Source organism: Streptomyces sp. HD (assembly GCF_028369295.1).
GTDB lineage: Bacteria > Actinomycetota > Actinomycetes > Streptomycetales > Streptomycetaceae > Streptomyces.
In genome coordinates, this window is record NZ_JAQMYP010000076.1 from 1 (window position 1) to 22,685 (window position 22,685).

At 70.8% G+C, this 22,685-nt stretch carries 23 protein-coding genes; 8 read left to right on the forward strand and 15 right to left on the reverse strand.

Translation table 11 applies throughout. From position 1 onward, the window contains the following. Window positions 1-53 precede the first annotated feature (53 nt). A complete protein-coding gene (gene glnII, locus POF73_RS41940) occupies window positions 54-1,085 on the reverse strand; it encodes a glutamine synthetase (RefSeq protein ID WP_272124672.1) in 1,032 nt (343 codons plus the stop codon). Window positions 1,086-1,372: 287 nt separating this feature from the next. Beyond that, a complete protein-coding gene (locus POF73_RS41945) occupies window positions 1,373-1,822 on the reverse strand; it encodes a MarR family transcriptional regulator (RefSeq protein WP_272124673.1) in 450 nt (149 codons plus the stop codon). Window positions 1,823-1,902: 80 nt separating this feature from the next. On the opposite strand from POF73_RS41945, the gene POF73_RS41950 reads away from it, so the two are divergent. Further along, window positions 1,903-2,754, forward strand: coding sequence for an alpha/beta fold hydrolase (locus POF73_RS41950; RefSeq protein WP_272124704.1), 852 nt, complete (start codon window positions 1,903-1,905; stop codon window positions 2,752-2,754). Between the two features lie 6 nt (window positions 2,755-2,760). Here the strand turns inward: POF73_RS41950 and POF73_RS41955 are convergent, their stop codons facing one another. From POF73_RS41955 to POF73_RS41965, 3 genes are all read right to left on the reverse strand, one after another. Then, window positions 2,761-3,501, reverse strand: coding sequence for a hypothetical protein (locus POF73_RS41955; RefSeq protein WP_272124674.1), 741 nt, complete (start codon window positions 3,499-3,501; stop codon window positions 2,761-2,763). A 142-nt stretch (window positions 3,502-3,643) separates the two neighbouring features. Beyond that, a complete protein-coding gene (locus POF73_RS41960; protein WP_272124675.1) occupies window positions 3,644-4,510 on the reverse strand; it encodes a hypothetical protein in 867 nt (288 codons plus the stop codon). Window positions 4,511-4,568: 58 nt separating this feature from the next. After that, entirely contained in the window at window positions 4,569-4,928 is a 360-nt protein-coding gene (locus POF73_RS41965) for an arsenate reductase family protein (protein WP_272124676.1), read from the reverse strand. Window positions 4,929-5,159: 231 nt separating this feature from the next. Between POF73_RS41965 and POF73_RS41970 the strand changes: the two genes are divergently transcribed. Next, a complete protein-coding gene (locus POF73_RS41970) occupies window positions 5,160-5,486 on the forward strand; it encodes a hypothetical protein (RefSeq protein WP_272124677.1) in 327 nt (108 codons plus the stop codon). Between the two features lie 255 nt (window positions 5,487-5,741). Here the strand turns inward: POF73_RS41970 and POF73_RS41975 are convergent, their stop codons facing one another. Beyond that, on the reverse strand, window positions 5,742-6,932 hold the full coding sequence (locus POF73_RS41975) for a winged helix DNA-binding domain-containing protein (protein ID WP_272124678.1): 1,191 nt from the start codon (window positions 6,930-6,932) through the stop codon (window positions 5,742-5,744). Between the two features lie 277 nt (window positions 6,933-7,209). Here POF73_RS41975 and POF73_RS41980 point away from each other — a divergent pair, with 277 nt between their 5' ends. Continuing rightward, window positions 7,210-8,568, forward strand: coding sequence for a DUF2252 domain-containing protein (locus POF73_RS41980; protein WP_272124679.1), 1,359 nt, complete (start codon window positions 7,210-7,212; stop codon window positions 8,566-8,568). Between the two features lie 6 nt (window positions 8,569-8,574). Here the strand turns inward: POF73_RS41980 and POF73_RS41985 are convergent, their stop codons facing one another. After that, a complete protein-coding gene (locus POF73_RS41985) occupies window positions 8,575-10,224 on the reverse strand; it encodes an alpha/beta fold hydrolase (RefSeq protein ID WP_272124680.1) in 1,650 nt (549 codons plus the stop codon). Window positions 10,225-10,483: 259 nt separating this feature from the next. On the opposite strand from POF73_RS41985, the gene POF73_RS41990 reads away from it, so the two are divergent. Further along, on the forward strand, window positions 10,484-10,771 hold the full coding sequence (locus POF73_RS41990; RefSeq protein WP_272124681.1) for a hypothetical protein: 288 nt from the start codon (window positions 10,484-10,486) through the stop codon (window positions 10,769-10,771). A gap of 39 nt (window positions 10,772-10,810) precedes the next feature. Here POF73_RS41990 and pspAB read toward each other — a convergent pair whose 3' ends face one another. From pspAB to glnA, 4 genes are all read right to left on the reverse strand, one after another. After that, complete coding sequence (gene pspAB / locus POF73_RS41995; RefSeq protein ID WP_272124682.1) at window positions 10,811-11,395, reverse strand: PspA-associated protein PspAB; 585 nt, start codon at window positions 11,393-11,395, stop codon at window positions 10,811-10,813. 1 nt (window position 11,396) lies between these two features. Further along, a complete protein-coding gene (gene htpX / locus POF73_RS42000) occupies window positions 11,397-12,314 on the reverse strand; it encodes a zinc metalloprotease HtpX (protein ID WP_272124683.1) in 918 nt (305 codons plus the stop codon). A gap of 106 nt (window positions 12,315-12,420) precedes the next feature. Beyond that, on the reverse strand, window positions 12,421-12,690 hold the full coding sequence (locus tag POF73_RS42005) for an SCO2583/SCO2584 N-terminal domain-containing protein (protein WP_272124684.1): 270 nt from the start codon (window positions 12,688-12,690) through the stop codon (window positions 12,421-12,423). Window positions 12,691-12,828: 138 nt separating this feature from the next. Further along, window positions 12,829-14,238 (reverse strand): type I glutamate--ammonia ligase, encoded by a 1,410-nt coding sequence (gene glnA / locus POF73_RS42010; RefSeq protein WP_272124685.1) that lies wholly within the window; start codon window positions 14,236-14,238, stop codon window positions 12,829-12,831. Between the two features lie 197 nt (window positions 14,239-14,435). Between glnA and POF73_RS42015 the strand changes: the two genes are divergently transcribed. The 3 genes from POF73_RS42015 to POF73_RS42025 all read left to right on the forward strand — a co-directional run bounded on the left by POF73_RS42015 (window position 14,436) and on the right by POF73_RS42025 (window position 17,670). Then, the gene (locus POF73_RS42015; RefSeq protein WP_272124686.1) at window positions 14,436-14,903 is read left to right on the forward strand and encodes an RDD family protein; all 468 of its coding nucleotides are present in this window, start codon (window positions 14,436-14,438) and stop codon (window positions 14,901-14,903) included. A gap of 84 nt (window positions 14,904-14,987) precedes the next feature. Beyond that, a complete protein-coding gene (locus POF73_RS42020; protein WP_272124687.1) occupies window positions 14,988-15,530 on the forward strand; it encodes a hypothetical protein in 543 nt (180 codons plus the stop codon). 19 nt (window positions 15,531-15,549) lie between these two features. Further along, window positions 15,550-17,670, forward strand: coding sequence for a M56 family metallopeptidase (locus POF73_RS42025; protein WP_272124688.1), 2,121 nt, complete (start codon window positions 15,550-15,552; stop codon window positions 17,668-17,670). Between the two features lie 86 nt (window positions 17,671-17,756). Here POF73_RS42025 and POF73_RS42030 read toward each other — a convergent pair whose 3' ends face one another. The 4 genes from POF73_RS42030 to lipB all read right to left on the reverse strand — a co-directional run bounded on the left by POF73_RS42030 (window position 17,757) and on the right by lipB (window position 20,841). Continuing rightward, complete coding sequence (locus tag POF73_RS42030) at window positions 17,757-18,458, reverse strand: DUF4191 domain-containing protein (RefSeq protein WP_272124689.1); 702 nt, start codon at window positions 18,456-18,458, stop codon at window positions 17,757-17,759. Window positions 18,459-18,515: 57 nt separating this feature from the next. Then, window positions 18,516-18,716, reverse strand: a complete 201-nt coding sequence (locus POF73_RS42035; protein WP_272124690.1) for an SCO2195 family GlnR-regulated protein — start codon at window positions 18,714-18,716, stop codon at window positions 18,516-18,518. A 256-nt stretch (window positions 18,717-18,972) separates the two neighbouring features. Beyond that, window positions 18,973-19,938: a lipoyl synthase gene (gene lipA / locus POF73_RS42040; protein ID WP_272124691.1), complete on the reverse strand. Its 966-nt coding sequence runs from the start codon at window positions 19,936-19,938 to the stop codon at window positions 18,973-18,975. Between the two features lie 105 nt (window positions 19,939-20,043). Next, window positions 20,044-20,841: a lipoyl(octanoyl) transferase LipB gene (lipB, locus tag POF73_RS42045; protein ID WP_272124692.1), complete on the reverse strand. Its 798-nt coding sequence runs from the start codon at window positions 20,839-20,841 to the stop codon at window positions 20,044-20,046. 280 nt (window positions 20,842-21,121) lie between these two features. Between lipB and POF73_RS42050 the strand changes: the two genes are divergently transcribed. Further along, a complete protein-coding gene (locus POF73_RS42050) occupies window positions 21,122-22,558 on the forward strand; it encodes a regulator (protein ID WP_272124693.1) in 1,437 nt (478 codons plus the stop codon). Window positions 22,559-22,685: the final 127 nt, after the last annotated feature.

The window sequence follows — 22,685 nt, forward strand, 5'->3', positions numbered from 1 at the left end:
CCCCCCCCCCCCCCCCCCCCCCCCCCCCCCCCTTCCCGGAGCCGCTGGGCGGATCAGACCTGGCCGGCCTTCTCCAGCGCGGAGCAGCAGGTGTCGACGAGCAGACGCGTCACGACGTACGGGTCGACGTTGGCGTTCGGACGGCGGTCCTCGATGTAGCCCTTGCCGTCCTGCTCGACCTGCCACGGGATACGGACCGAGGCGCCACGGTTGGAGACGCCGTAGGAGTACTCGTTCCACGGGGCGGTCTCGTGCAGACCGGTCAGACGGTCGTCGATGCCGGCGCCGTAGTTCTTGACGTGGTCGAGCGGCTTGGAGCCCTCACCGAGCGACTCGCAGGCGGTGATGATCGCGTCGTAGCCCTCGCGCATCGCCTTCGTCGAGAAGTTGGTGTGCGCACCCGCGCCGTTCCAGTCGCCCTTCACCGGCTTCGGGTCCAGCGTCGCGGAGATGCCGAAGTCCTCGGCGGTGCGGTAGAGCAGCCAGCGGGCGACCCACATGTGGTCGGAGACCTCCAGCGGGGAGACCGGGCCGACCTGGAACTCCCACTGACCGGGCATGACCTCGGCGTTGATGCCGGAGATCGCGAGACCGGCCGCCAGACAGTTGTCCAGGTGGGCCTCGACGACCTCACGGCCGAAGATCTCGTCGGCGCCGACACCGCAGTAGTAGCCGCCCTGCGGGGCCGGGAAGCCGCCCTTGGGGAAGCCGAGCGGGTAGCCGTCCTGGAAGAAGGTGTACTCCTGCTCGATGCCGAAGATCGGCTCCTGAGCGGCGTACTTCTCGGCGACCTCGGTGAGCGCGGCACGGGTGTTGGACTCGTGCGGCGTCATGTCGATGTTGAGGACCTCGCACAGGACGAGGATGTCGTCGCCGCCGCGGATCGGGTCCGGGCAGGTGAAGACCGGCTTGAGGACACGGTCCGAGGAGTGACCCTCGGCCTGGTTCGTGGAGGACCCGTCGAAGCCCCAGATCGGCAGAGCGTCCAGACCGGCGGGCTCACCCGCGATGATCTTCGTCTTGGAACGAAGCTTGGCCGTCGGCTCGGTGCCGTCGATCCAGATGTACTCAGCCTTGAAGGTCACGGGCCACATCCTTCGGGGGTGGGTCTGGGCGCACTTGCGGGTGCTGCGGCGCTGCGGCACTGAGGCGCCGCTCTTGATGCCCGCGAGCCTGTCAACAGGCGATTTCCCGGCCGTTGCTCGTATGTGAACCCCGTGTTACCTGGTGATGGTGTGGCGCGATTCACGCTGTGAGCGCGCCGACCGCCCTGAATGTCGCCGCTCACAGCCGCACCGAGGGCCCCGTGAGCCATCTCGTATGCGATGGGAATACGGCGCTCGGCTCTGGGCATGTCCGACCGGGGCCCGGTTCAGCGGGCCTCGGTCGCCGCTTCCCGCATCCCCTCCAGAAAGCCCCGGATCGCGGCCCGCTCCCGCTCGTCGTACCCGCGCAGCAGCTCCACCGCCCGCTCGATGAGCGGTCCGAAGAAGGAGCGGCCGAGCTCGACCGCACGCTCCTCCACCTCGACGACCACCTGGCGCCGGTCCCGCCGGCCACGCACCCGCCGTACATGCCCGGCGCCTTCCAGCCGGTCGATCACGGCGGTGGTCCCGGCCGAGTTGAGCCCGAGTGCCGAGCCGAGCCGCCCGGCCGTCATCTCGTCCCCGGCGCGGGAGGCGTCCATGAGCGCGATGAGGGCGCGTACGTCCGTCGGGTGCATGCCGTTGCCGGTCGCGAACCGGGAGCTGTGCAGTCCGAGTTCGACCGTCACCGCACGCAGCAGATGGACGATCTCCATCTCGGGACCCTGGGTCGACATGTCTCCTCCGGCGATTGTCTCGCTCCCCTATTATCTCGTTGAGCGAGATAATAGGGGAGAGCGAGCAGGGGGAGGTCCTCATGGGCGGGTACGACAGCGGCGCCTTCCTGGCGGCGTACGACAAGGTCATGGCCAAGTGGCCCGCGGAACGGACCGAGACGACGGTCCCGACGCCCTTCGGGGCGACGCACGTCCATGTCTGCGGGCCGCGCGAGGGGCGCCCGCTTCTCCTGCTGCCCGGCGGCGGGGGAGCGACCTCCGCGTCCTGGTACGCCCAAGTCGCCGCTCTGGCCCGAACCCACCGCGTCCACGCCGTCGACCTGATCGGCGCACCCGGCCGCAGCGCCCCGGCCCCCGACCGCCACCCCCGCACGGTCGCCGACCTGGCGGCCTGGCTGGATGCGCTGCTCGACGGACTCGGCATCGACGAGACCGACCTCGGCGGGCACTCGTACGGCGCCTGGATCGCGCTGCACTACTCCTTGCGCGCCCCCGCCCGGACACGCCGCCTGTTCCTCCTGGACCCGACCCAGTGCTTCGCCGGATACAAGGCGGCGTATCTGCTGCACGCCCTGCCGATGCTGGTGCGGCCCACGCCCCGCCGTGTCCGTTCCTTCCTGGAGTGGGAGACCGGGGGAGCGGGGCTGGACCCGGACTGGCTGCGCCTCCAGGAAGCCGCCGCCGGCTTCCCCTCCGCGAAGCCGGTGACGGGTCCGCGCCCGGCGCCCGCGGAACTGCGCACCCTCGACATGCCGGTCCTGCTGCTCCTGGCCGGGAACAGCAGGACACATGACACGTACGAGGTGGCGGCCAGGGCGGGCGCGATGCTGCCGCGCGCGGATGTCGACGTGGTCCCGTACGTCTCCCATCACGCGCTGCCGCAGACCGCGCCCCCCGAACTGGCCCGCCGCCTCACCGGTTTCCTCGGCTGACCAGCGTCACCCCACCTTCTCGATCACTGCCCGGCGGATCAGGAACTTGCCGGGCTCACGGACCTGTTCGAAGGCCGCGTTGTTCAGCAGCACACAGCTGCCGGAGACCGAAGTGACCTCCACCGTCGTGGACTTGTTGTTGTCCAGGTTGGTGACCTTCAGTTTCGTACCGGCCGGGAACTGGCTGCTGGACGCGGCAGGAGCTCCGCCCTCGCCGGACAGCGTGACCGTCGAGCCGTTGCACACCTGCTGGCCCGAGGCCGCGGCACCACCACCGGCGTTCCCCGCGTTCCCGTTCCCCGCGGGAGCACTCTGGGACGGCGCGGCACCGCCCGCCTGCTGACCGCCGCCGGCGTTACCGGCACCCGCGTTTCCGGCGCCCGCGTCACCGGCTCCCCCCGCAGGAGCGCTCGGCTGTGCGGCCTGGGAGTCCTGAGCCGACTCCCCAACCGTGCATCCGGACGCTTTCTGCTGGACCTTGATCTGCTCGATGACGGCCTCGCGGTTGGCGATCCGTGCCTGCGACTGTGCGTCGGGATTGGCCCGTTGACCGTCGATGAACTTCTGGTTGTTGCCGAGGGCGGTGGCGAGTCCCTGACAGACGTTGGAGTCCGCCGACAGGGTCTTGGGGCTCTGCGAGGCGTTCGAGGTGGCCGCCATGGCGAAGGCCCCGCCTCCCGCCACCGCCGCCGCGGTCACGAACAACGCGAGCTTCTTCTTCGTGCTGAGAGTTCTCCTACGCGACATGCGCGCCTCCTGAGAGGTAGGGGAGCGTACGCCGCTATGTACGAGATACCGAACGGAGTTACTCAGCGGTTACGAGAGTCGCTCAAGTAACGTGCGTCACAGAGGGGTTGGCGAGGTGGGGTCGGGGAGGCGGAGGGGGCCGTCAGCTGCCGCCGCTCTTCCCCTCCTCGTACGCCACCACCCGGTCGTTGGCGTACCGCAGCAGAGCCTCCGTCTGCTGCGTGATCGCGGCCTCCTCGGTCTCCGCGCCGTCGGCCCACTGTCCGCTCGCGAACACCACCGACCGCACGGTCATCACCCGGCGGAAGACCCCCGCAGAGCCGGGCGGCACGGTCGGCAGCCCCGCCTCCGGCGGTGGATCGAGGGAGACCACCTGATACGCCACCGGGTTCATCGAGGCCATCATGAACACCCGCGAGGCATCCTCGACCCGGTCGAAACTCAGCACGGTGACCGTCACCTGCGAACGCCGGTCGGCGTCCGTGAACAGGGCGGCCGTCAGCCGGGAGCAGGGCTTGCCCTGTTCGATCAGCTCGGCCAGCTCCGGCGACATCCCGCGGGCGCAGTCGGTGGTGCTCGCCAGGTCGACGCGGGTGTGGCGGGAGCCGTCCTGCAGGCGCACGCTCTTCTCCGGGAACGCCTGCTCCGGGCGGATCACGGGCCGCGCGAGCAGGGAGGGGAGGGCGGTCGGCGCGTCGGAGGGCAGGTCGACCCCGACGGTCGGAACGGGTGTATCGGAGGCGGTGGCCGGGGCCGGTGCGCCCGCCTCGTCGCTGCCGCCCCCGCCCGTGTACATCGCCAGGCCGGTGGCGATGGCGGCCACGAGGACGACGCCCGTCCCTGCGGCCACCGCCCCCCGGGTCCGCCGTCGCCGGCGTATCCGCCCCTGCTCGGCCGCCCACTGGGCGTACGGGGCGGGCTGCTGCCCGTAGGGGGCGGGGGTGGGATGGTGTCCGTACGGCTGCTGCCCGTGAGGTCCGGGCGGCGTTCCTTGATCACCGAGGCTCATGGCGGCGGAGGGTAACACCGAGCACAGCCCCGGCACCCGCCGACCGGCAAACCCTCAACTAACGGGACAGAGCGTCCCGTACGGCCTCCTCGGTGCGGCCGACGACCGCCGTGCCGTCGTCGGCGGTGATGATGGGCCGCTGGATGAGCTTCGGGTACTCGGCGAGCGCCTTGATCCACCGGTCGCGCTCCGAGGCGTCCCGGGCCCACTCCTTGAGCCCGAGCTCCTTGGCGGCCGCCTCCTGGGTGCGGGTGATGTCCCAGGGCTCCAGGCCGAGTCGGTCCAGTACGCCCCGGATCTCGTCCTCGGTCGGTACGTCCTCCAGGTAACGGCGGACGGTGTAGTCGGCCCCCTCGGCGTCGAGCAGGCTGATGGCGCTACGGCACTTGGAACAGGCCGGATTGATCCAGATCTCCATGCGGCCCACGGTATCCCGCGACATCCGGCAGGGTCGGTGTTCGAATTTTCCGGCACCTCGCGCGTATCTCTCGACCCCGCTGTGACACGGTGACAATTTCGTTGCTGACCAGGGGATTTCATGGGTGTGCGGGGCCCTCTGATTGTCAGTGCCGGGCAGTAGACTGGAGTCAGTGTTCGAGAGCGTCACCGGAGAACCCGGATGGCGCTCCACCGCGACAGGAGGATGCCTGTGCCCGCTGCCGCACTGAAGCCGAAGCCGACCCGCAAGCCGTTGCCCACCCAGTCCACCTCGAAGCACCCGGTCCTGCTCGACCTGCCGTACGCGCCCGTGGAGAAGCGGCCGCTGCCGCCGGGCCGTCCGCGCGAGTGGTACATCACCCACAACCGCCGTCTGAAGGCCATGCGCCTCGCGATAGCGCTCCTCGACCAGGGCGTCTACATGCCGAACCAGGCCCGCAACGACACGATCCGAAGCACCGCGCAGACGATCGGCGTCCATCCGCCGTCGGACACGACGTGCCACATGGTGCGGGCCCTGATGAGGTACGCGCGGTAAGCCCGCTCCCGCACGCCGGGTGCCACCTGCGAGGGGGCACCCGGCGCTTTGCGCGTGGCTCGGTCCGGCCAGGCCCGGCTCGGCTTGGTCCGGGCCGGTCCGGTCTGGTCCGGCTCGGCTTGGGCCGGCTCAGCCCGGCCTGACTCGGCTCGGCTTGGGCCGGCTCAGCCCGGCCTGACTCGGCGCGGTTCCGCTCAGCTTGGCCCCGCTTGGCTCAGCCCCGGCCCGGCTCAGCCCGGTCCGGCCCGCGCAGCGTTACGCCGACAACTCCCGCTCCAACGGCGTCCGGAACCGAGGCGTGACCCGGGCCGCCCCCACCCACTCCCGCAACCGCTCCGCCTCCGCCGCGACCGCCCTCTCCGCCGCGGCCCGCTCCCCCCGTCCCAGGTGCTCCAGGAACCGGCACACGATCTCGCCGTCCCGCCGCTGGGCCCACCCGCCCACGACACGTCCGTTCCACCACACCGTCGGCCCCACGTTGCCGCTTCGGTCGAACAGCGACGGCCACAGTTCCGGCGCCAGATACCACTCCCGCCGCTGCCATCCCATCGCCGTGGGGTCGAGGGCGGGCAGCAGGGCCGCCCACGGTTCGGCGGGCCCGGCCACCGGACCGGCGTCGCCGTCGACGACGTATCCCGTCCCCTCGTCGAGGGACACGGCCTGCGCCCCCATTGCCGTCAGTGCCCGGCGCACCTCTGTCACCCTCCACCCCGTCCACCACTTCAGGTCGGCCTCCGTCGCCGGTCCGCACACGGCGAGCCAGCGCCGTAGCAGATCGGCCTGTGCCTCGGCCACGTCCAGCTCGGGATGCTCGGGCGCCACCGCCCACCGGAACTGCGAGGACGTCCAGGAGCCCAGCGGTCTTCCGCGCACCACCTTGCCCTCGACGCCCATCACCCGAAGCAGCCGCGTCGAGACGGTGTGCACCCCCTCGTAGCTCTTCCCGACCCCGTACAGGAACTGCTCGCGCAACCGCGGCTCGTCCTCGGCGAGTTCGGCCGCGGTCGCCTGCCCGCGCCGCGCCAGCGCGGCCAGTGTCGACTCCTCGACCTCCGTCAGCCAGGCCGCGTCCGGCGCTCCCGCCGTCGCCATGTGCTTGACCAGCGTGGCCCGCTCCCGGGCGGCGACCGCGAGGCCGGTCGAGGCGTGTACGACGGCCGTCAGCTCGGTCGGGAACACGAACACCGTGTGCCGCATGCCGTGCATCCGGACCAGCGCCCGGTCCTCGTACAGCGCCTGCTCGGTCCGGGCGACGGTCTTCGCGGGGTCCGCCAGCCGCGCGCCGAGCGCCAGATACACGGTCGCCGGATCCGTGCCGTGCAGCGCGACCAACGACTCGGCGACCTCCACCGGCCCCGCCGCCCGGGCCGCCCCGGCCAGCCGATGCCGCAACCCCAGCCGAGCGCGTCGCTCCGCCACCCCGACGTACCGCAGCCCGCCACTCATCCCGGCCTCCACCCGTCATGCTGTCCAGCGGTTTCCTCGTCCCTGACCGCATCCTCCCGGACGCCACTGACAACGGCCCGCCGCCGAGTCGGCCACCGGCCCCGTCACCCGATCGCCGTACCCGGCATGCGCACGTCCCCGTCCCACCGTTCACTGCGATCAGGAGGCGGCGACCCGTGCGAGCGGGCGGGGCAGCGGGAGGCGCGATGGGCAGCCGGGGCACGGGCGGCATACGGCAGTCACCCAACGGGCCGACCGGACGGGGGGCCGCTCTCTCATGAGCGCCCCCGGCAGCCCGAACACCCCCGCCGACCGAACCCTCCGCGGCAAGGCCGCCCGCAAACGGGTCCCCCGCTCCGCGCACGCCTCCTGGCTGCCCTCCGTCGACCGTCCCGACCCCGTCGCCGTACTGGAACGCCAGGGCCGTGACCGGCTGCCGGAGCTGCTGCCGATCCGGTACGGCCGGATGGCGGCCTCCCCGTTCGCCTTCCTGCGCGGCGCCGCCGCCGTGATGGCCGCCGACCTCGCCGCCGCCCCGCACACCGGGCTCACCGTGCAGCTGTGCGGCGACGCCCACCTGCTCAACTTCGGCCTCTACGCCTCCCCGGAACGCGCCCTGCTCTTCGACCTCAACGACTTCGACGAGACGTTTCCCGGCCCGTTCGAGTGGGACGTGAAACGGCTCGCCACCTCGGTCGCGGTGGCCGCCCGGGAGAACGGCCACTCGGACGCCAAGGCCGGCCGCGCGGCCCTGGCGTCCGTGACCGCGTACCGCACCGCGATCCGCCGGCTGGCCCGGCTCGGCGAGCTCGACGTCTGGTACACGCGCATCGAGGCCGACGAACTCCTGCCCCTGGTCCACTCCTTGCACGACCGCCGCCGCGTCGAGTCCACCCTCGGCCGCGCCCGCCGCCGCACCAGCCTGCAGGCCTACGGCAAGCTCACCGACGTGGTCGACGGACGGCGGCGCATCATCCACGACCCGCCGCTGCTCGAACCCGCGGGCACCTCCGACATGGCCTCCCTGCGCAAGATCTTCAGCGACTACCGCTCGACCCTCTCCGAGGAGCGCCGCCTGCTCCTCGACCGCTACCGCTTCGTCGACGCCGCCCGCAAGGTCGTCGGCGTCGGCAGCGTCGGCCTGCGCTGCTTCATCGTGCTGCTGGCCGGACGGGACGCCGACGACCCGCTGTTCCTGCAGATCAAGGAGGCACGGCGGTCCGTACTGGAGGAGCACCTGCCGAGCGGGCCCTACACCCACCCCGGCCATCGCGTCGTCGCAGGCCAACGACTGTTGCAGGCGGCCGGCGACATCTTCCTCGGCTGGATGTCCGGCCCGCAGGGCCGCGCCTTCTACTGGCGCCAGCTGCGCGACATGAAGGGCTCCGCCGACGTCGCCGCCATGAGCCCGGGCGACCTGACCACCTACGCCCGCCTGTGCGGCACCGCCCTGGCCCGCGCCCACGCCCGCTCCGGCGATCGCATCGCCATAGCCGGCTATCTGGGCGGCGGCGACACCTTCGACCGAGCGACAGCCGACTTCGCCCTCTCCTACGCCGACCAGACCATCACCGACCACACCACCCTGGCCACAGCCGTCGACGCCGGCGTACTCAAGGCCGCACCCGGCGTCTGACGGCGCTCAGCCGTACAGCTCCAGCAGCCCGCCCACGTATCCCGCGAGCCGCTCGCCCAGCACCCGCGGCGTCAGTTCCGTCCGCCCCAGCGCACGCCACGGCCCGGCCAGCTTGGCGGCGTCGGGGGAGTAGGCGAGGGCGTCGAGCAGCCGCCAGTACAGATGGTCCCCGCCGTCGGCGAGCGGGCGTCCGCCGTGCACCTCGTACCGCTTCCGGAAGCCGAGCCCGTGCTCCGGGCCGTGCAGCAGCGCGAGCGCCGTCGAGCAGTGGGCGACGTCCAGGTCGGCCGGGCCCCACGACGTCTCCACCCAGTCGACGACCCCGCTGACCCGCAGCTGCGCGCCCTCACCGCTGAACAGCACGTTCCCCGGGTGGAAGTCCCGGTGCAGGAAGCAGCCTTCGTAGGCCGGGGGTTCGCGGCGGATCACGTCCACGGCCCGTTCCCACAGCGCGTCGCCGCCCGGCGTCCGCACCCGCTCCGGAGACGTCCACGCCTCGTAGCGCCGCGGACGCTCGACCGGTACGACCGTGTGGATCGCGGCGAGTTGGGCCGCCAGCAGGTCCAGACGCCGGTCCAGTTCCGCCTCGTCCGCCTCGTCCACCCGCACCCGGCCCGGCAGCAGCGACATCAGCAGCGAGGGGTGGTCGCAGTGCTCGGCGGTGGCGTCGACGGCGATCAGCTCGGGCGCGGGGATGTGCTCATGGCCGGCGAGCAGGGTGAGGATCGATGCCTCACGGGCGAGCAGACCCGGCGCGTGCCTGCGGAAGAACGGCTTCACGAACGTACGCAGCGCGAGCCCCGTGCCGTCGTCCAGGGTGAGCCGTCGCATCTGCGAGCTCCAACCGCCCTGCACGAAGGCGGTGTCGGCGACGGTCCGGCCCTGCGGCAGCTGCTTGGCCAGCCAGGACCGGGTCGCCGTCCACCCCCGGTCGCCCGGGCCCGCCAGCACCGTCGTAACGAACTCCCGCCGGTCCTCGGCATGTTGCTCGAACCACAGGCCCAGCATGTGCTCCGCGCCCGGCACGTCGAAGCGGGTGAACTGGGCCCGGGTGGACAGGGCGTCCTGGACCGCCTCCGTCACGGTCGGTGGAATGATCGCGTCCGTCTCCGGTACGGCGAGGACCGCCCGGCCCTGGTACGCGCGCAGGACGTCCAGTGCGGGTGCGCCGCGCCAGCCGTCGGGGCGGCGGATGATCTCGCTGAAGAGGCCGTCGCCCTCGCCGAACGGCACATCCCATGCCTCCTGCGAGTAGACCGCGGGCGCGCACAGGCCCACCGCCGCCACGCGCTCCCCGTAGTGTCCTACGAGATCCGTCACCGTCTGCCCGCTCATGCTGAACCCGACCAGGATCAGCGGACCGTCCGCCGGCACGCGCGCGTCGATGACGGCGACGGCCTGCTCGAAGCGGCGGCGCAGGCTCAGTTCCGACAGCGCGCCCGTGCTTTCGCCGTGTCCGGAGAAGTCGAAGGCGAGTCCGCGGCAGCCGCGGGACACGAACTCGGCGAGCATCGGGAGCAGCCGGTCCTTGGTGCCCGGGCCCGCGCCGTGCAGCAGAACGACGGTGGACGTGGCCGGGGCTTCGGCGCCATCGCCGTACACCCCGCTGAGCAGTTCGCCGTCGTGGGCGTAAGTGAAGGGAGAGAGCTCGGTCATGCGCCCCATTCATTCACGGCACTCGGGTCACGGGAAAAGGAGATGCACGCCGAGTGACCGGCTCCCTACCCTGGACACGTGTAACGGAGCTGTTCACGCCGCTTCTCGCAGGGCGGGCGTCACCCTGCGGACTCGGGGCTACTCTCTACGCACCGAAGGCCGGTCGCCCTTCCCCCAGCGCCCCGTCGGACAACGATCACCGCTTCAGATCCAGTTCAGATCCAGTTTCAGAGCCAAACCACGCACACGGAGGCCCGTGATGGGCACCATCGTCATGTCCGGGACTGTCGTCCTGGTGATCCTGGGATTCGGAAACAACCTCTACTGGCTGGCCGCCGTCGCCGTCCTGTTCCTCTACCTGCGGTACGGCCGGGACGCCTCCGCGCCGAGCGGCGGAGGCGGGGTCGGGTCCTCGTCGGGAGGGTCCATGCCCGCCGACTACCGCTCCTACCGCGACCGCCGTGACAAGCAGGCCAAGTGGGAGCGCCGCTACCGCCGCGAGCGTCCCCTGCAGACCCGTCGTCAGGAGCGTGAGAAGAGCAGCTGAGACCACCCTTTCCGGTGGTGACCCGTGCGGTGCCCCCGTTCACAGGCCGGGGGCACCCCACACTGGGAACCAGCGGTTCAGGTCCTGCTCGATCCGCAGGTCGTTCACCAGAGCGGCCTTCACGCGCAGCTCCAGCGGGTTGTCGCGCCGCTCCGCCGTGCCGGGCATCGGCGCGAAGGGGAAGAAGGTGCCGCGCTTGTAGAGATAGACGAGGGCGAGCCGCCTGTGCTGCTCGTCCTCGAACCCGGCCAGCGAGCACAGCAGCTGCGGCCCGAAGCCGTTGACCTCCATCGCGCTGTTCACCGCGTGCAGATCGTTGACCAGCTCCGGCAGCTGGTCCGGGGTGCGCCGGGAGACCAGCCACGAGTAGCCGTAGCCGTCCCGCGTCAGCTCCACCGGCGGGCCCTCGCGCTCGGCGTCCGCGTCCAGCAGCGCCTGCACCTCGCGGTGCGTCTGCTCGAAGACCGCGCCCTCGACCGCGGCGAAGCACACCGCCCCGCTCCCGGTCGGCCGGAACCCGGCCGCCGCCTCCAGCGTCACCGCCGCCGACGGCAGCGCGAAGAGCTGGTCGAGATCGGGTACGACCGGTTTCGTACGGCCGAGCAGAATGTCCAGCAGCCCCATCTCACGCCCCTCCGGGAGCCGTGGTCTCGCCCAACTCGGCGGAGATCCGCCCCAGTTGTTCGAGCCGCTGCTCCAGGCTCGGGTGGGTCGAGAAGAGCTGTGCGACGCTCGGCTCCCGGCCCAGTGCCGGAGTGAAGTAGAAGGCGTTGAAGGCCTGCGCCGTCCGCAGGTCCTTGGTCGGGATCCGGGCGATGTCGCCGGACACCTTGGTGAGCGCGGACGCCAGCACCGAGGGACGCCCGGTGAGCAGCGCCGCGGTCCGGTCGGCGGCCAGCTCCCGGTACCGGGACAGGGCACGGATCAGCAGGAAACTGATCGCGTACACGGCGGCCGACACACCCATCACGGCGGCGAAGACGACGGCGGTGTTCTGGTCCCGCCGCCCGCCGCCGAACAGCTGGCTGTAGAACGCGAACCGCACGATCAGCCCCGCGATCACCCCGAGGAACGAGGCGACGGTGATCACGGCGACATCCTTGTGCGCCACGTGCGACAGCTCGTGCGCGAGCACACCCTCCAGCTCGTCCGGCTCCAGCCGCCGCAGCAGCCCCGTGGTCACACAGACCACGGCATGATCGGGATTGCGCCCGGTGGCGAACGCGTTCGGCATCTCCATGTCCGACACGGCGACCACGGGCTTCGGCATGTCGGCGATGGCACATAGCCGGTCGACGACCCCATGGAACTCGGGATACTCCTCCCGCTCCACGACCCGCCCGCGCATCGCGAACAGCGCGACCCGGTCCGAGAACCAGTACTGCGCACCCAGCATCCCGGCCGCCACGACCACGACCAGCACCCAGGACTTCAGCAACACGATCAACGCGGCGACGAACCCCACGTACAACAACCCGAGCAGAAACAGCGTGACCCCCATCCGGGCGGTCAACCGCCGATCACTCCGGAAGCGGCTCTGCATCTCACACCACCCCGCGCACTCAGGCACTCGTCCCACTGCCCAGTGTGCACCCGGCGACGCCCATGAACGGGTCCCGATCGGCCCTAGGACCAGCAAAGGTCCCTGGTTAGTAGGTGCGGAAGTTGATGTACCCCAGCAGGACGATCACCGCGGCGACGCAGCCGAGCACGATGACCGTGGACAACCAGCCCGACCGGCGCTGCCGCCGCGCCACATGATCGGGTTCGGGCCGGAACGGCACCGGTCCGGGCGGGTTCTCCTTCCAGCGGGCGGTGAGCATCCGGGCCCTGGCCGAGGGCTCCTTGTGCTCGGCGTTGTCCGCCCACCGAAGGTCGAACTCGCGCTCCTGGTCGTCCTGTTCGTGTTGCTCCGGCATCCCGTCCACCCCCGTGTCGTCTCTTCGGCAGAATAGAACATACGCCCGCGCCCCCGCCGTCGTCACAACAGCGGGGGCGCGGGCGCTATGCCTCGACTATGCCTGTGTCAGGCGCCGATCACACGTCGACCGGGTCGGTCACACGTCGAAGTAGAGCTCGAACTCGTGCGGGTGCGGACGCAGCTGCAGCGGGGCGATCTCGTTCGCGCGCTTGTAGTCGATCCAGGTCTCGATCAGGTCGGGGGTGAAGACGTCGCCCTGGAGGAGGAACTCGTGGTCGCCCTCAAGGCGGTCGAGGACGGCGCCGAGGGAGGTCGGGACCTGCGCGACGTTGGCGTGCTCCTCCGGAGCCAGCTCGTAGAGGTCCTTGTCGATCGGCTCGGCCGGCTCGATCTTGTTCTTGATGCCGTCCAGGCCCGCGAGGAGCAGGGCCGAGAAGGCCAGGTACGGGTTGCCGGAGGAGTCGGGCGCGCGGAACTCGACGCGCTTGGCCTTCGGGTTCGACCCCGTGATCGGGATACGCATCGCGGCCGAGCGGTTGCGCTGCGAGTACACCAGGTTGATCGGCGCCTCGAAGCCCGGCACCAGACGGTGGTACGAGTTCACCGTCGGGTTGGTGAAGGCCAGCAGCGACGGGGCGTGCTTGAGGATGCCGCCGATGTAGTAGCGGGCGGTGTCCGACAGGCCCGCGTAACCGGCCTCGTCGTAGAACAGCGGCTGGCCGCCGGTCCACAGCGACTGGTGCACGTGCATGCCCGAGCCGTTGTCACCGAAGATCGGCTTCGGCATGAAGGTCGCCGTCTTGCCGTTGCGCCAGGCGACGTTCTTCACGATGTACTTGAAGAGCTGGAGGTCGTCGGCGGCCGCGAGCAGCGTATTGAACTTGTAGTTGATCTCGGCCTGGCCGGCGGTGCCCACCTCGTGGTGCTGGCGCTCGACCTTCAGGCCGGCGCGGTCCAGCTCCAGGGAGATCTCGGCACGCAGGTCGGCGAAGTGGTCGACCGGCGGGGTCGGGAAGTAGCCGCCCTTGTAGCGGACCTTGTAACCCCGGTTGTCCTCCAGCGCACCGGTGTTCCAGGCGCCCGCCTCGGAGTCGATGTGGTAGAAGGACTCGTTCTCGGACGTCTTGAAGCGGACGCTGTCGAAGACGTAGAACTCGGCCTCGGGACCGAAGTACGCGGTGTCCGCGATACCGGTGGAGGCGAGGTAGGCCTCGGCCTTCTTCGCCACGTTGCGCGGGTCACGGCTGTACTGCTCGCCGGTGATCGGGTCGTGGATGAAGAAGTTGATGTTGAGCGTCTTGTCCCGGCGGAACGGGTCCACCCGGGCCGTGGACAGGTCGGCACGGAGCGCCATGTCGGACTCGTGGATCGCCTGGAAACCACGGATCGACGATCCGTCGAAGGCGAGCTCGTCGTCCGGGTCGAACGCCTCGACGGGCACCGTGAAGTGCTGCATGACGCCCGGCAGGTCGCAGAACCGGACGTCGACGAACTTGACGTCCTCGTCCGCGATGAACTTCTTGGCCTCGTCGGCGTTCTGGAACATCCAGCTCCTCCTACTCCCGACCGTCCGACCGGGGTGGTAGTTCGTTCGTGCGGCCAGTGCGGTGGCACACGCTGATCTCGACCCTAGGGACGCGTGATTTCTCGGGCGTGACCCATTTGTTTCGCCCACGTTAACCGGACATCCCGTACCGCACCCCACCTGTCCACACCGTAAAACGGGCACAGTACGGTTGGCACGTGGACAAGAGGCAAGCAATCGGATCCTGGCTCTCGGGGCCCCGCGCGGCCGCCGAGGACGCCGGTGTCGACTTTGGATACCGAGGCGAACAGCTCGGTCTGCCGGAGGACGGTCCGGGGTCGATCGCCCGCCCGGGACGGCGCCTCGGGGCGCTCGCGGTGGACTGGGGCGTCTGTGTCTTGATCGCATACGGTCTGATCACCGACGGCTACGGCCAGGCCACCAGCAACTGGGCCCTGCTCCTGTTCTTCGTGATGAGCACCCTCACCGTCGGCACCGTGGGCTTCACTCCCGGTAAGCGCCTCTTCGGCCTCCGCGTGGTCGTCCTGGAGACCGGCACCGTCAACCCCCTGCGCGCCCTGCTGCGCACGGCCCTGCTCTGCGTCGCCGTCCCGGCCCTGATCTGGGACCGCGACGGCCGCGGCCTGCACGACCGGCTGGCCAGGACCGTCGAGGTACGGATCTGACCCGCCTGTGATCCTGGCCACGGGGCGCTCCAACTCCCAGGAGATCCAACGGCGTTGAGCGGAACGTGAGTAAGGTGCTGCGCCATGAGCGCAACACGACGCGAGGTCGTGCGGGATGTCATCGCCGACACGGCTCCGGGTGAGCTCGTTCTGCTGGACGGCATGAGGTCCCTCAGCGACCGGCACGTCACGGACGTGATGAAGCGCCGGGGCGGCGGCCCGGACACCCTCGGCTTCGGAGTGACCGACGCTCTCGTCCTGGTCACCCCGGTGGTGTGGCTGGTGGTGGACGAGGTGGTCCGGCACGGGGTGGGCGCGGCCACGGACAGCGCGCTGGCCCGCCTCAAAGGACCGCTGCGCAGGCTGCTGCGCCGGTCCGACGACTCGGAGACCGTGCCCGCGCTGACCGCGCCCCAGCTGGAGGCCGTCCACGCGCGCGTGCTGGAGCTGGCGGCCGACGCGGGGATGGAGCGGGAGAACTCGCGCTTCCTCGCCGACGCGGTGGTCTCCCGTCTGGCCCGCGAGGCCGCAGCCGTCGGCACCGGCTCCGGAAGCGACGAGGCCGGCTCCTCAGCCACGGCGGACGAGCCGCCCGACCCCGACGAGACGGCCCGCGCCACGCGCTGACCTCCCGGGACGGACCACGGTGAACCACGGGGAGAACCGGTGGAACGCGGGGAAGGGCACGACACGGCGCTTCGTGGTGCTGCTCTTCGTCCTCCTGTCGTCCTGCCTCACCATGCTCGACCGGGCGGCACTGGCCGTGCGGTCCGAGTCCACCTTCCGCGGATGCGTCCGCACGGCCGACGGGGACCCCGACGCGCCCGTGTGGCGGGTCAACCTCTCGATCTGGTTCGACGACGCCTTCGAGGACTGCCGGGTCCAGACCGCCACGGAGGCCCTGCGCCTGGCGCTGCTCGGGACGGCGGCCGTCGTGCTGGTCGCCCTGCTGGTCTACTGGCTGATCCCGGTCTGGCGGATCCGCCGCGGCCGGCTGCTGCCCGCGGCGGACTTCGACGAGGTCGCCGCCCCGGCCAGGAAGCCACGGCCTGAGCCCGACCCGCTGCTGCCCGACCCGTATCTTCCCGGCCCGCTTCTGCCGCCCGCCGAGGCCACCTGGTTCGATCTGCGTACCCAGATGCGGCGGGTGGCTCAGGGGATGGCGCAGGAGTTGACTGTCCCGGTCGGGCCGAAGCCGAGGGAACCGCTGTCGCGGCACCTGGCCGAGCTGGCCGACCGGGCCGAGGTGAGCCGCGAGCCCCGCTTCGTCATCGACATGGGCCGGGGCAAGGCCTCCACGGCGGTCGCCTTCGGCCGCGCCGGCCGCTATGTGGTGGCCCTCCCGGCGGCCCTGCTCAAGGAGCGCAGGCTCCACCCGGGGAACTTCGAAGCCGTGGTGCTGCACGAGCTGGCCCACATCCGCAACCGCGACGTGGACATCACCTACCTCACCGTCGCGCTCTGGCGGGCCTACTGCGTCCTGGTGCTCCTTCCCTACGCCGTGCTCCAGAGCTGGCTGGTCTTCCAGGAGACCGTGCTGGGCCGGGACCGCCTCTTCTGGGCCGACGCCACACCGTGGCTCGGCGAGGTGCTGTTCGCCGCGTTCCTCGTGGCCCAGGTGCAGCTGAGCCGCGCCGACGTGCTCCGCAGCCGCGAGCTGTGCGCCGACCTGGACGCCGTGGCCTCCGGCGCCGACACGGCCGTATGGCGGCGGCACGCGGAGCTCCAGGACGTGTGGGGGCGGAACCGGCTGCCCGAGTGGGCGTCGTCGGCGGTCGGCTGGTTCATGGGCCTGTGGCGCACCCACCCGGGCTGGGGCCACCGGTACCGCACGATCAGCCGGTCCACGCCGAGCGGCCCCGGCGGCAACTGGCTCCAGGTGGTCCTCTTCTTCAGCTCGCTCCTCGTCCTGCTCCGGGTACCGCTCGCGGAGTCGCGGTCCTGGGCGGAGGAGGTGCTCAACACCGCGATCTACGTGGCCGTCCCGCTGCTGGTGGCGACCTGGTTCGCGGTCAGACCGCCCAAGGACGGACGTGGAAAGAACGAGCCCAAGGGGCCTGGGAACCCGCCGAGGGACCGGCTCACGCCGTATGCCTACGCGTACTCGTACACCGCGTCGGGACGCCCCGTCCGCGGGCCGGAGCCCACGCCGCGCGGGGAACGGCGTTCGCTCCGGCCCAAGATCCTCGTCGGGATGGCGATCGGTGCCCTCCTCGTCCTGGACCCGCTGTCCGTGAACCTCGCCGGCACGAGTGATCGCAGCAGTACCGATCTGTTGAAGGCGATGGAGGAGCTGCCGCCCGCATACCGGCCCGAGCCGGCGCCGACGGTGGACGAGAAGACCCGCGCCCAGGCGGCCGACTGGGCCGAGAACGGTGGCCGGGAGGCCCTCACGGGGCTGATGCGGGCTCTCAACAGCCGGTCGTCCGGCCTGAAGCTCATGGGCGACAAGGGCCCGGACCGATATGTGCCCGCCGTGCCCGAGGGCTACTGCCCGGCCCTGCGGAAGGCCCTGGCCGCCGCCGACGAGCAGCCGCGCTATCCGGAGCCCGAAGGCCGGAGGTCCTGGCAGAGCGCGCTGAAGCACTCACGTAGCGGCGCCGCCGTCCTGTGCGCGCCCGGCCTGGCGGGCGCGCCGCTGGAGCGGGTCTTCGCCATGGAGCTGGACCTCCTCACGGCCAAGATCGCGCTGGGGGCGTTCCGCCTGAAGGTGGGGTACTACGGGGGCGGCCTGCCCACCTCCGTGCCGTCGCCCTCCGAGTGGTAGGCCCGCGTGGTAGGCACCGAACGTCAACGGGCCGTTCCGGAATCCGTGGATTCCGGAACGGCCCGTTCATAGCCGTGAGGGGTGCCCTAGCGGGCCTTCGGCCCGCCCTTCGGGAGCTTCATGCCCTTGGGCATCGGGCCTTTCGGCAACGGCATGTTGCTCATCAGGTCACCCATGGCCCGCAGCCGGTCGGTGGTGGCGGTCACCTGGGGGCCGGTCAGGACGCGGGGCAGCTTCAGCATGGTGGTCCGCAGCTTCTTCAGCTCGACCTGCCCCTCGCCGACACCGACGATCAGGTCGTGCACCGGCACGTCCGCGACGATGCGGTTCATCTTCTTCTTCTCGGCCGCCAGCAGGCCCTTCACCCGGTTCGGGTTGCCCTCGGCGACGAGCACGATGCCGGCCTTGCCGACGGCCCGGTGGACCACGTCCTGGCTGCGGTTCATCGCCACCGCGGGTGTGGTCGTCCAGCCTCGGCCGATGTTGTCCAGCACGGCCGCGGCGGCGCCCGGCTGGCCCTCCATCTGCCCGAAGGCCGCCCGCTCGGCCCGGCGCCCGAACACGATCGCCGTCGCGAGGAAGGCGAGCAGCAGGCCCAGGATGCCGAGATAGATGGGGTGACCGATCAAGAAACCGATCGCGAGGAAGACACCGAAGGTGACGATTCCGACAGCCGCGAGTACAAGACCGATCTTCGTGTCGGCCTTGCGGGTCATCTTGTAGGTCAGAGCGATCTGCTTGAGTCGCCCGGGGTTCGCAGCGTCCGCTGCCGTGTCCTTCCTCGCCATGCCACGAAGTCTACGTGGCCCCGGGAGCGCCGACGACGGCAGTGCCGTGGGGAGGGGTCAGGGACCGACGGAGGTGACCTCGTCCAGGACGCGCTGTGCCTCGACGCGGTCCTTGGCGCGACGGCGGTCCTCCAGCACGGACGTCCAGGCGTTGCGGCGGGCGGTGCGCTGACCGCTGCTCATGAGCAGCGACTCGACGGCACGGAGTGCATCGGTGAACGACGGGATTGCGGTGGCGCGAACGGGCGCGGCCTGCATGGTGGAGGTCCCCCCTCGGGATGGCGGCTTTGGTGAGTGGTGCACGGGGTGTACAACCAGGGTTACTGATTGGTGTTACCAGGGCGTGACCGACCGGTCAAACACCAATGAAGCCTTAATACGCTGCTGGAAAAGCTTGACGCGGCCCTGATGACCCCGCTATCTGCGAGGACGTCCAGGACCGCGTCAATCGGCCGTTGCCGAGGGGTACTTGCTTGTGCGCGGATTCACACGACCTTGGTGGCACTCCGTGCCATCAGACGGCCTGCGAGGCGACGTAGGAACCACGCTTCTCGATGGCCATCTGGTACAGCCGCCCGGCGCGGTAGGAGGAGCGGACCAGGGGTCCGGACATCACACCGGAGAAGCCGATCTGCTCGGCCTCGTCCTTCAGCTCCACGAACTCCTGCGGCTTGACCCAGCGCTCCACGGGGTGGTGCCGGACGCTCGGGCGCAGGTACTGCGTGATGGTGACGAGCTCGCAGCCCGCGTCGTGCAGCTGCTGGAGCGCCTCACTGATCTCCTCGCGGGTCTCGCCCATGCCGAGGATCAGGTTGGACTTGGTGACCAGGCCGTAGTCGCGGGCCTCGGTGATGACCTTCAGGGAGCGCTCGTAGCGGAAGCCCGGGCGGATGCGCTTGAAGATCCGCGGGACCGTCTCGACGTTGTGCGCGAAGACCTCGGGGCGGGAGGCGAAGACCTCGGCCAGCAGCTCCGGTACGGCGTTGAAGTCCGGGGCGAGCAGCTCGACCTTGGTGCGGCCGGCCTCGCGCTCCGCCGTCTGCTGGTGGATCTGGCGGACCGTCTCGGCGTACAGCCAGGCGCCGCCGTCCGGGAGGTCGTCGCGGGCGACGCCGGTGATGGTGGCGTAGTTCAGGTCCATGGTGACCACGGACTCGCCGACGCGGCGCGGCTCGTCACGGTCGAGCGCCTCGGGCTTGCCGGTGTCGATCTGGCAGAAGTCACAGCGCCGGGTGCACTGGTCGCCGCCGATGAGGAAGGTCGCCTCGCGGTCCTCCCAGCACTCGTAGATGTTGGGGCAGCCGGCTTCCTGGCAGACCGTGTGCAGGCCCTCGCTCTTCACGAGGTTCTGCATCTTGGTGTACTCGGGACCCATTTTCGCCCGGGTCTTGATCCACTCGGGCTTGCGCTCGATGGGGGTCTGGCTGTTGCGGACCTCCAGGCGCAGCATCTTGCGTCCGTCCGGTGAGACTGCGGACACGTCGGCTCCCTGTGCTTCGATTCGTCGGCGTACACCAGGGTACGCCCGTGCTTACTGAGCCCTGCCGTCAGGCCAACCCCATCACCGCAGGACTGATTCCCGGCCTCAGGCGGTCGCCTTCTCGATCTCCCGCGGCTTCAGCTCGGCGTTCTCCAGTACGTCCTTCAGGTGCCGCTCGACGACCGGCAGCACCTCGTCGATCGTGACGTCCCGGCCGAGCTCGTTGGCCAGGGAGGCGACGCCCGCGTCCCGGATGCCGCACGGGATGATCCGGTCGAACCACTTGTTGTCCGGGTTCACGTTCAGCGCGAAGCCGTGCATCGTCACGCCCTTGGCGACCCGGATCCCGATCGCCGCGATCTTGCGGTCCTCGCGCCGCTGGCCGGCGTTGGACGGGGCGTACTCGGGACCGTTCAGGCGCGGGTCGAACTCCTCGTCGGTGAGACGGGGGTCGAAGTCCAGCGAGAGTCCCCCGAGCGCCCGGCGCTGCTCCACCGGGTCGCCGAGGACCCATACTCCGCTGCGGCCCTCGACCCGGCTGGTCTCCAGGCCGAACTCCGCGCAGGTGCGGATCAGGGCCTCCTCCAGCCGCCGTACGTGCGCCACGACGTCCACCGGGCGCGGCAGCTTCTGGATCGGGTAACCGACCAGCTGGCCGGGGCCGTGCCAGGTGATCTTGCCGCCGCGGTCCACGTCGACGACCGGAGTGCCGTCCAGGGGCCGCTCGTCGTCCGCCGTGCGCCGGCCCGCCGTATACACCGGCGGGTGTTCGAGCAGCAGGACCGTGTCGGGGACCTCGTCCTCGAACCGCGCCGCGTGCACCCGGCGCTGCTCGTCCCACGCCTCCTGGTACTCGACGGCGTCCGCGCCGAATCCCATGCGGACGAACCGCAACTCACTCACGGCAAGCGCCTCCCTAGAAGCACCGGAAAGTCGTAAGGCACAAAGTGTGCCTACGCCACTGTACGACCGGCTCGTTCGGGTGACGCCCGTCGGCCCGCGTCAGCCCAGTAGGGCAATCCTCACACGATCGGATGAATAGGCGGCGAAATGTGCGATCGACTGCTTACTCTCCGCTACATTCGCGCCGTTCGAGAGTCCAAAAGGGCTGCTCACCGGCAATCCGGGCACTCGATGGCCGTATGGCTTTGCGAGGCCCGAAAGGCAGGAGACCGCACCGCAGATGACGGAACGACCCGCGCAGCGCACTCCCAACCGACAGCTCGCCGCGCTCATCGCAGAAGCGGGATTCTCCAACGCGGGTCTCGCCCGCCGGGTGGACCAGCTCGGCCTCGAACACGGGCTTGATCTCAGATACGACAAGACATCGGTCACCCGCTGGCTGCGCGGACAGCAGCCGCGCGGCACGACCCCCGCCCTCATCGCCGAGGTCTTCACCCGTCGCCTCGGCCGCCGCCTGTCGGCCCAGGATCTCGGGCTCGACGCCTGTGCGCCGGTGTACGCGGGCCTGGAGTTCGCCGCGACCCCCGAGGAGGCAGTCGACATCGTCAGCGGCCTGTGGCGCAAGGACTCCGGCAGCCACGCCGAACTGCGCAAGATCGCCTTCACCCCGGCCGGGCTCGTCGTGCCCAGCCGGGACTGGCTGATCGGCCGCGCCGACGAGAAGGTCGCCCGCGGCGAACCGCTCGCCCGTATCCCGGCCCAGGGGCGGCCCGCCGTACCCCGCCAGCGCAGCCAGGCCGAGCGCGGACCCGGGCAGAAGGTCACCGGCGGCGACATCGCCGCGCTGCGCTCCGTCGGCGAGCTGTTCCGCTCCCTCGACGACATGTACGGCGGCGGCCACGCCCGGCAGGCTCTCGTGCGCTACCTGGAACATGAGTGCGAGCCGATGCTGCGCGGCACCTACGGCGAGCAGACCGGCCGCAAGCTGTTCGCCGCCGCCGCGGACCTGACCAGGCTCGCGGGCTGGACGTCGTTCGACATCGCCGCGCACGGGCTCGCCCAGCGCTACTTCGTGCAGTCGCTGCGGCTGGCACAGGCGGCCGGGGACCGGGCGTACGGCTCCTATGTCCTCGTCACGATGAGCCGCCAGGCCGTCTATCTCGGGCACGGCCGCGAGGCCGTCCAGCTGGCGCGGGTGGCCCAGCAGGGTGTCGGCACCAGCGCGCCGCCGGTCGTGCAAGCCCTGCTGCACGCGTGTGAGGCGCGCGGGCACGGCGTACTCGGCGAGGTGCGCGCCTGTACGGCGTCGCTGGTGCGGGCCGAGCGGGCCCTCGAAGCGGCCCGGCCCGCCGACGACGTCCCGCACTGGGCGCGGTTCTTCGACGAGGCGCAGCTCGCCGACGAGTTCGGGCACTGCCACCGGGATCTGCAGCAGTTCCGGGCGGCGGCGCAGCATGCCGAGCGGTCGCTGCAGCTGCGGGCGCCCGCGTATGCCCGCAGCCGGTTGTTCTGCCGGGTCGTGCTCGCCTCTGCCCGGCTGGGGCTCGGTGAGCTCGATCAGGCCTGTGCGCTCGGTGCCGAGGCGGCGGGGCAGGCTGCGGAGATGCGGTCCGTGCGGGCGATCGAGTACGTGAAGGACTTCGAGCGGAGGTTGGAGCCGTATCGGGATGCGGCGCCTGTTCGGGGGTATCGGGACAAGGTCGCTGCGTTGGGGTAGGGGGCGTTGGGGTGGGGGCATCGCCGTAACTTCGACAGGCTGTATGCCCCCTTGCGCTGCGTTGTGGCTTGTCGCGCGCACGCGGCGGAGCCGCATATCGATACAGCCCCGCGCCCCTATGGGCGCT

Bases quoted from the DNA above. Each gene is read 5' to 3' on its own strand.
- POF73_RS42050 (WP_272124693.1), top strand. From the start codon at position 21,122: ATGACGGAACGACCCGCGCAGCGCACTCCCAACCGACAGCTCGCCGCG.
- POF73_RS41980 (WP_272124679.1), top strand. From the start codon at position 7,210: ATGAGCGCCCCCGGCAGCCCGAACACCCCCGCCGACCGAACCCTCCGC.
- POF73_RS41955 (WP_272124674.1), bottom strand. From the start codon at position 3,501: ATGTCGCGTAGGAGAACTCTCAGCACGAAGAAGAAGCTCGCGTTGTTC.
- htpX (WP_272124683.1), bottom strand. From the start codon at position 12,314: ATGCAGAGCCGCTTCCGGAGTGATCGGCGGTTGACCGCCCGGATGGGG.
- POF73_RS41975 (WP_272124678.1), bottom strand. From the start codon at position 6,932: ATGAGTGGCGGGCTGCGGTACGTCGGGGTGGCGGAGCGACGCGCTCGG.
- POF73_RS41985 (WP_272124680.1), bottom strand. From the start codon at position 10,224: ATGACCGAGCTCTCTCCCTTCACTTACGCCCACGACGGCGAACTGCTC.
- POF73_RS41950 (WP_272124704.1), top strand. From the start codon at position 1,903: ATGGGCGGGTACGACAGCGGCGCCTTCCTGGCGGCGTACGACAAGGTC.
- POF73_RS42020 (WP_272124687.1), top strand. From the start codon at position 14,988: ATGAGCGCAACACGACGCGAGGTCGTGCGGGATGTCATCGCCGACACG.
- POF73_RS41960 (WP_272124675.1), bottom strand. From the start codon at position 4,510: ATGAGCCTCGGTGATCAAGGAACGCCGCCCGGACCTCACGGGCAGCAG.
- POF73_RS41990 (WP_272124681.1), top strand. From the start codon at position 10,484: ATGGGCACCATCGTCATGTCCGGGACTGTCGTCCTGGTGATCCTGGGA.
- POF73_RS42005 (WP_272124684.1), bottom strand. From the start codon at position 12,690: ATGCCGGAGCAACACGAACAGGACGACCAGGAGCGCGAGTTCGACCTT.
- glnA (WP_272124685.1), bottom strand. From the start codon at position 14,238: ATGTTCCAGAACGCCGACGAGGCCAAGAAGTTCATCGCGGACGAGGAC.
- pspAB (WP_272124682.1), bottom strand. From the start codon at position 11,395: ATGGGGCTGCTGGACATTCTGCTCGGCCGTACGAAACCGGTCGTACCC.
- POF73_RS41945 (WP_272124673.1), bottom strand. From the start codon at position 1,822: ATGTCGACCCAGGGTCCCGAGATGGAGATCGTCCATCTGCTGCGTGCG.
- POF73_RS42035 (WP_272124690.1), bottom strand. From the start codon at position 18,716: ATGCAGGCCGCGCCCGTTCGCGCCACCGCAATCCCGTCGTTCACCGAT.
- POF73_RS41965 (WP_272124676.1), bottom strand. From the start codon at position 4,928: ATGGAGATCTGGATCAATCCGGCCTGTTCCAAGTGCCGTAGCGCCATC.
- POF73_RS42030 (WP_272124689.1), bottom strand. From the start codon at position 18,458: ATGGCGAGGAAGGACACGGCAGCGGACGCTGCGAACCCCGGGCGACTC.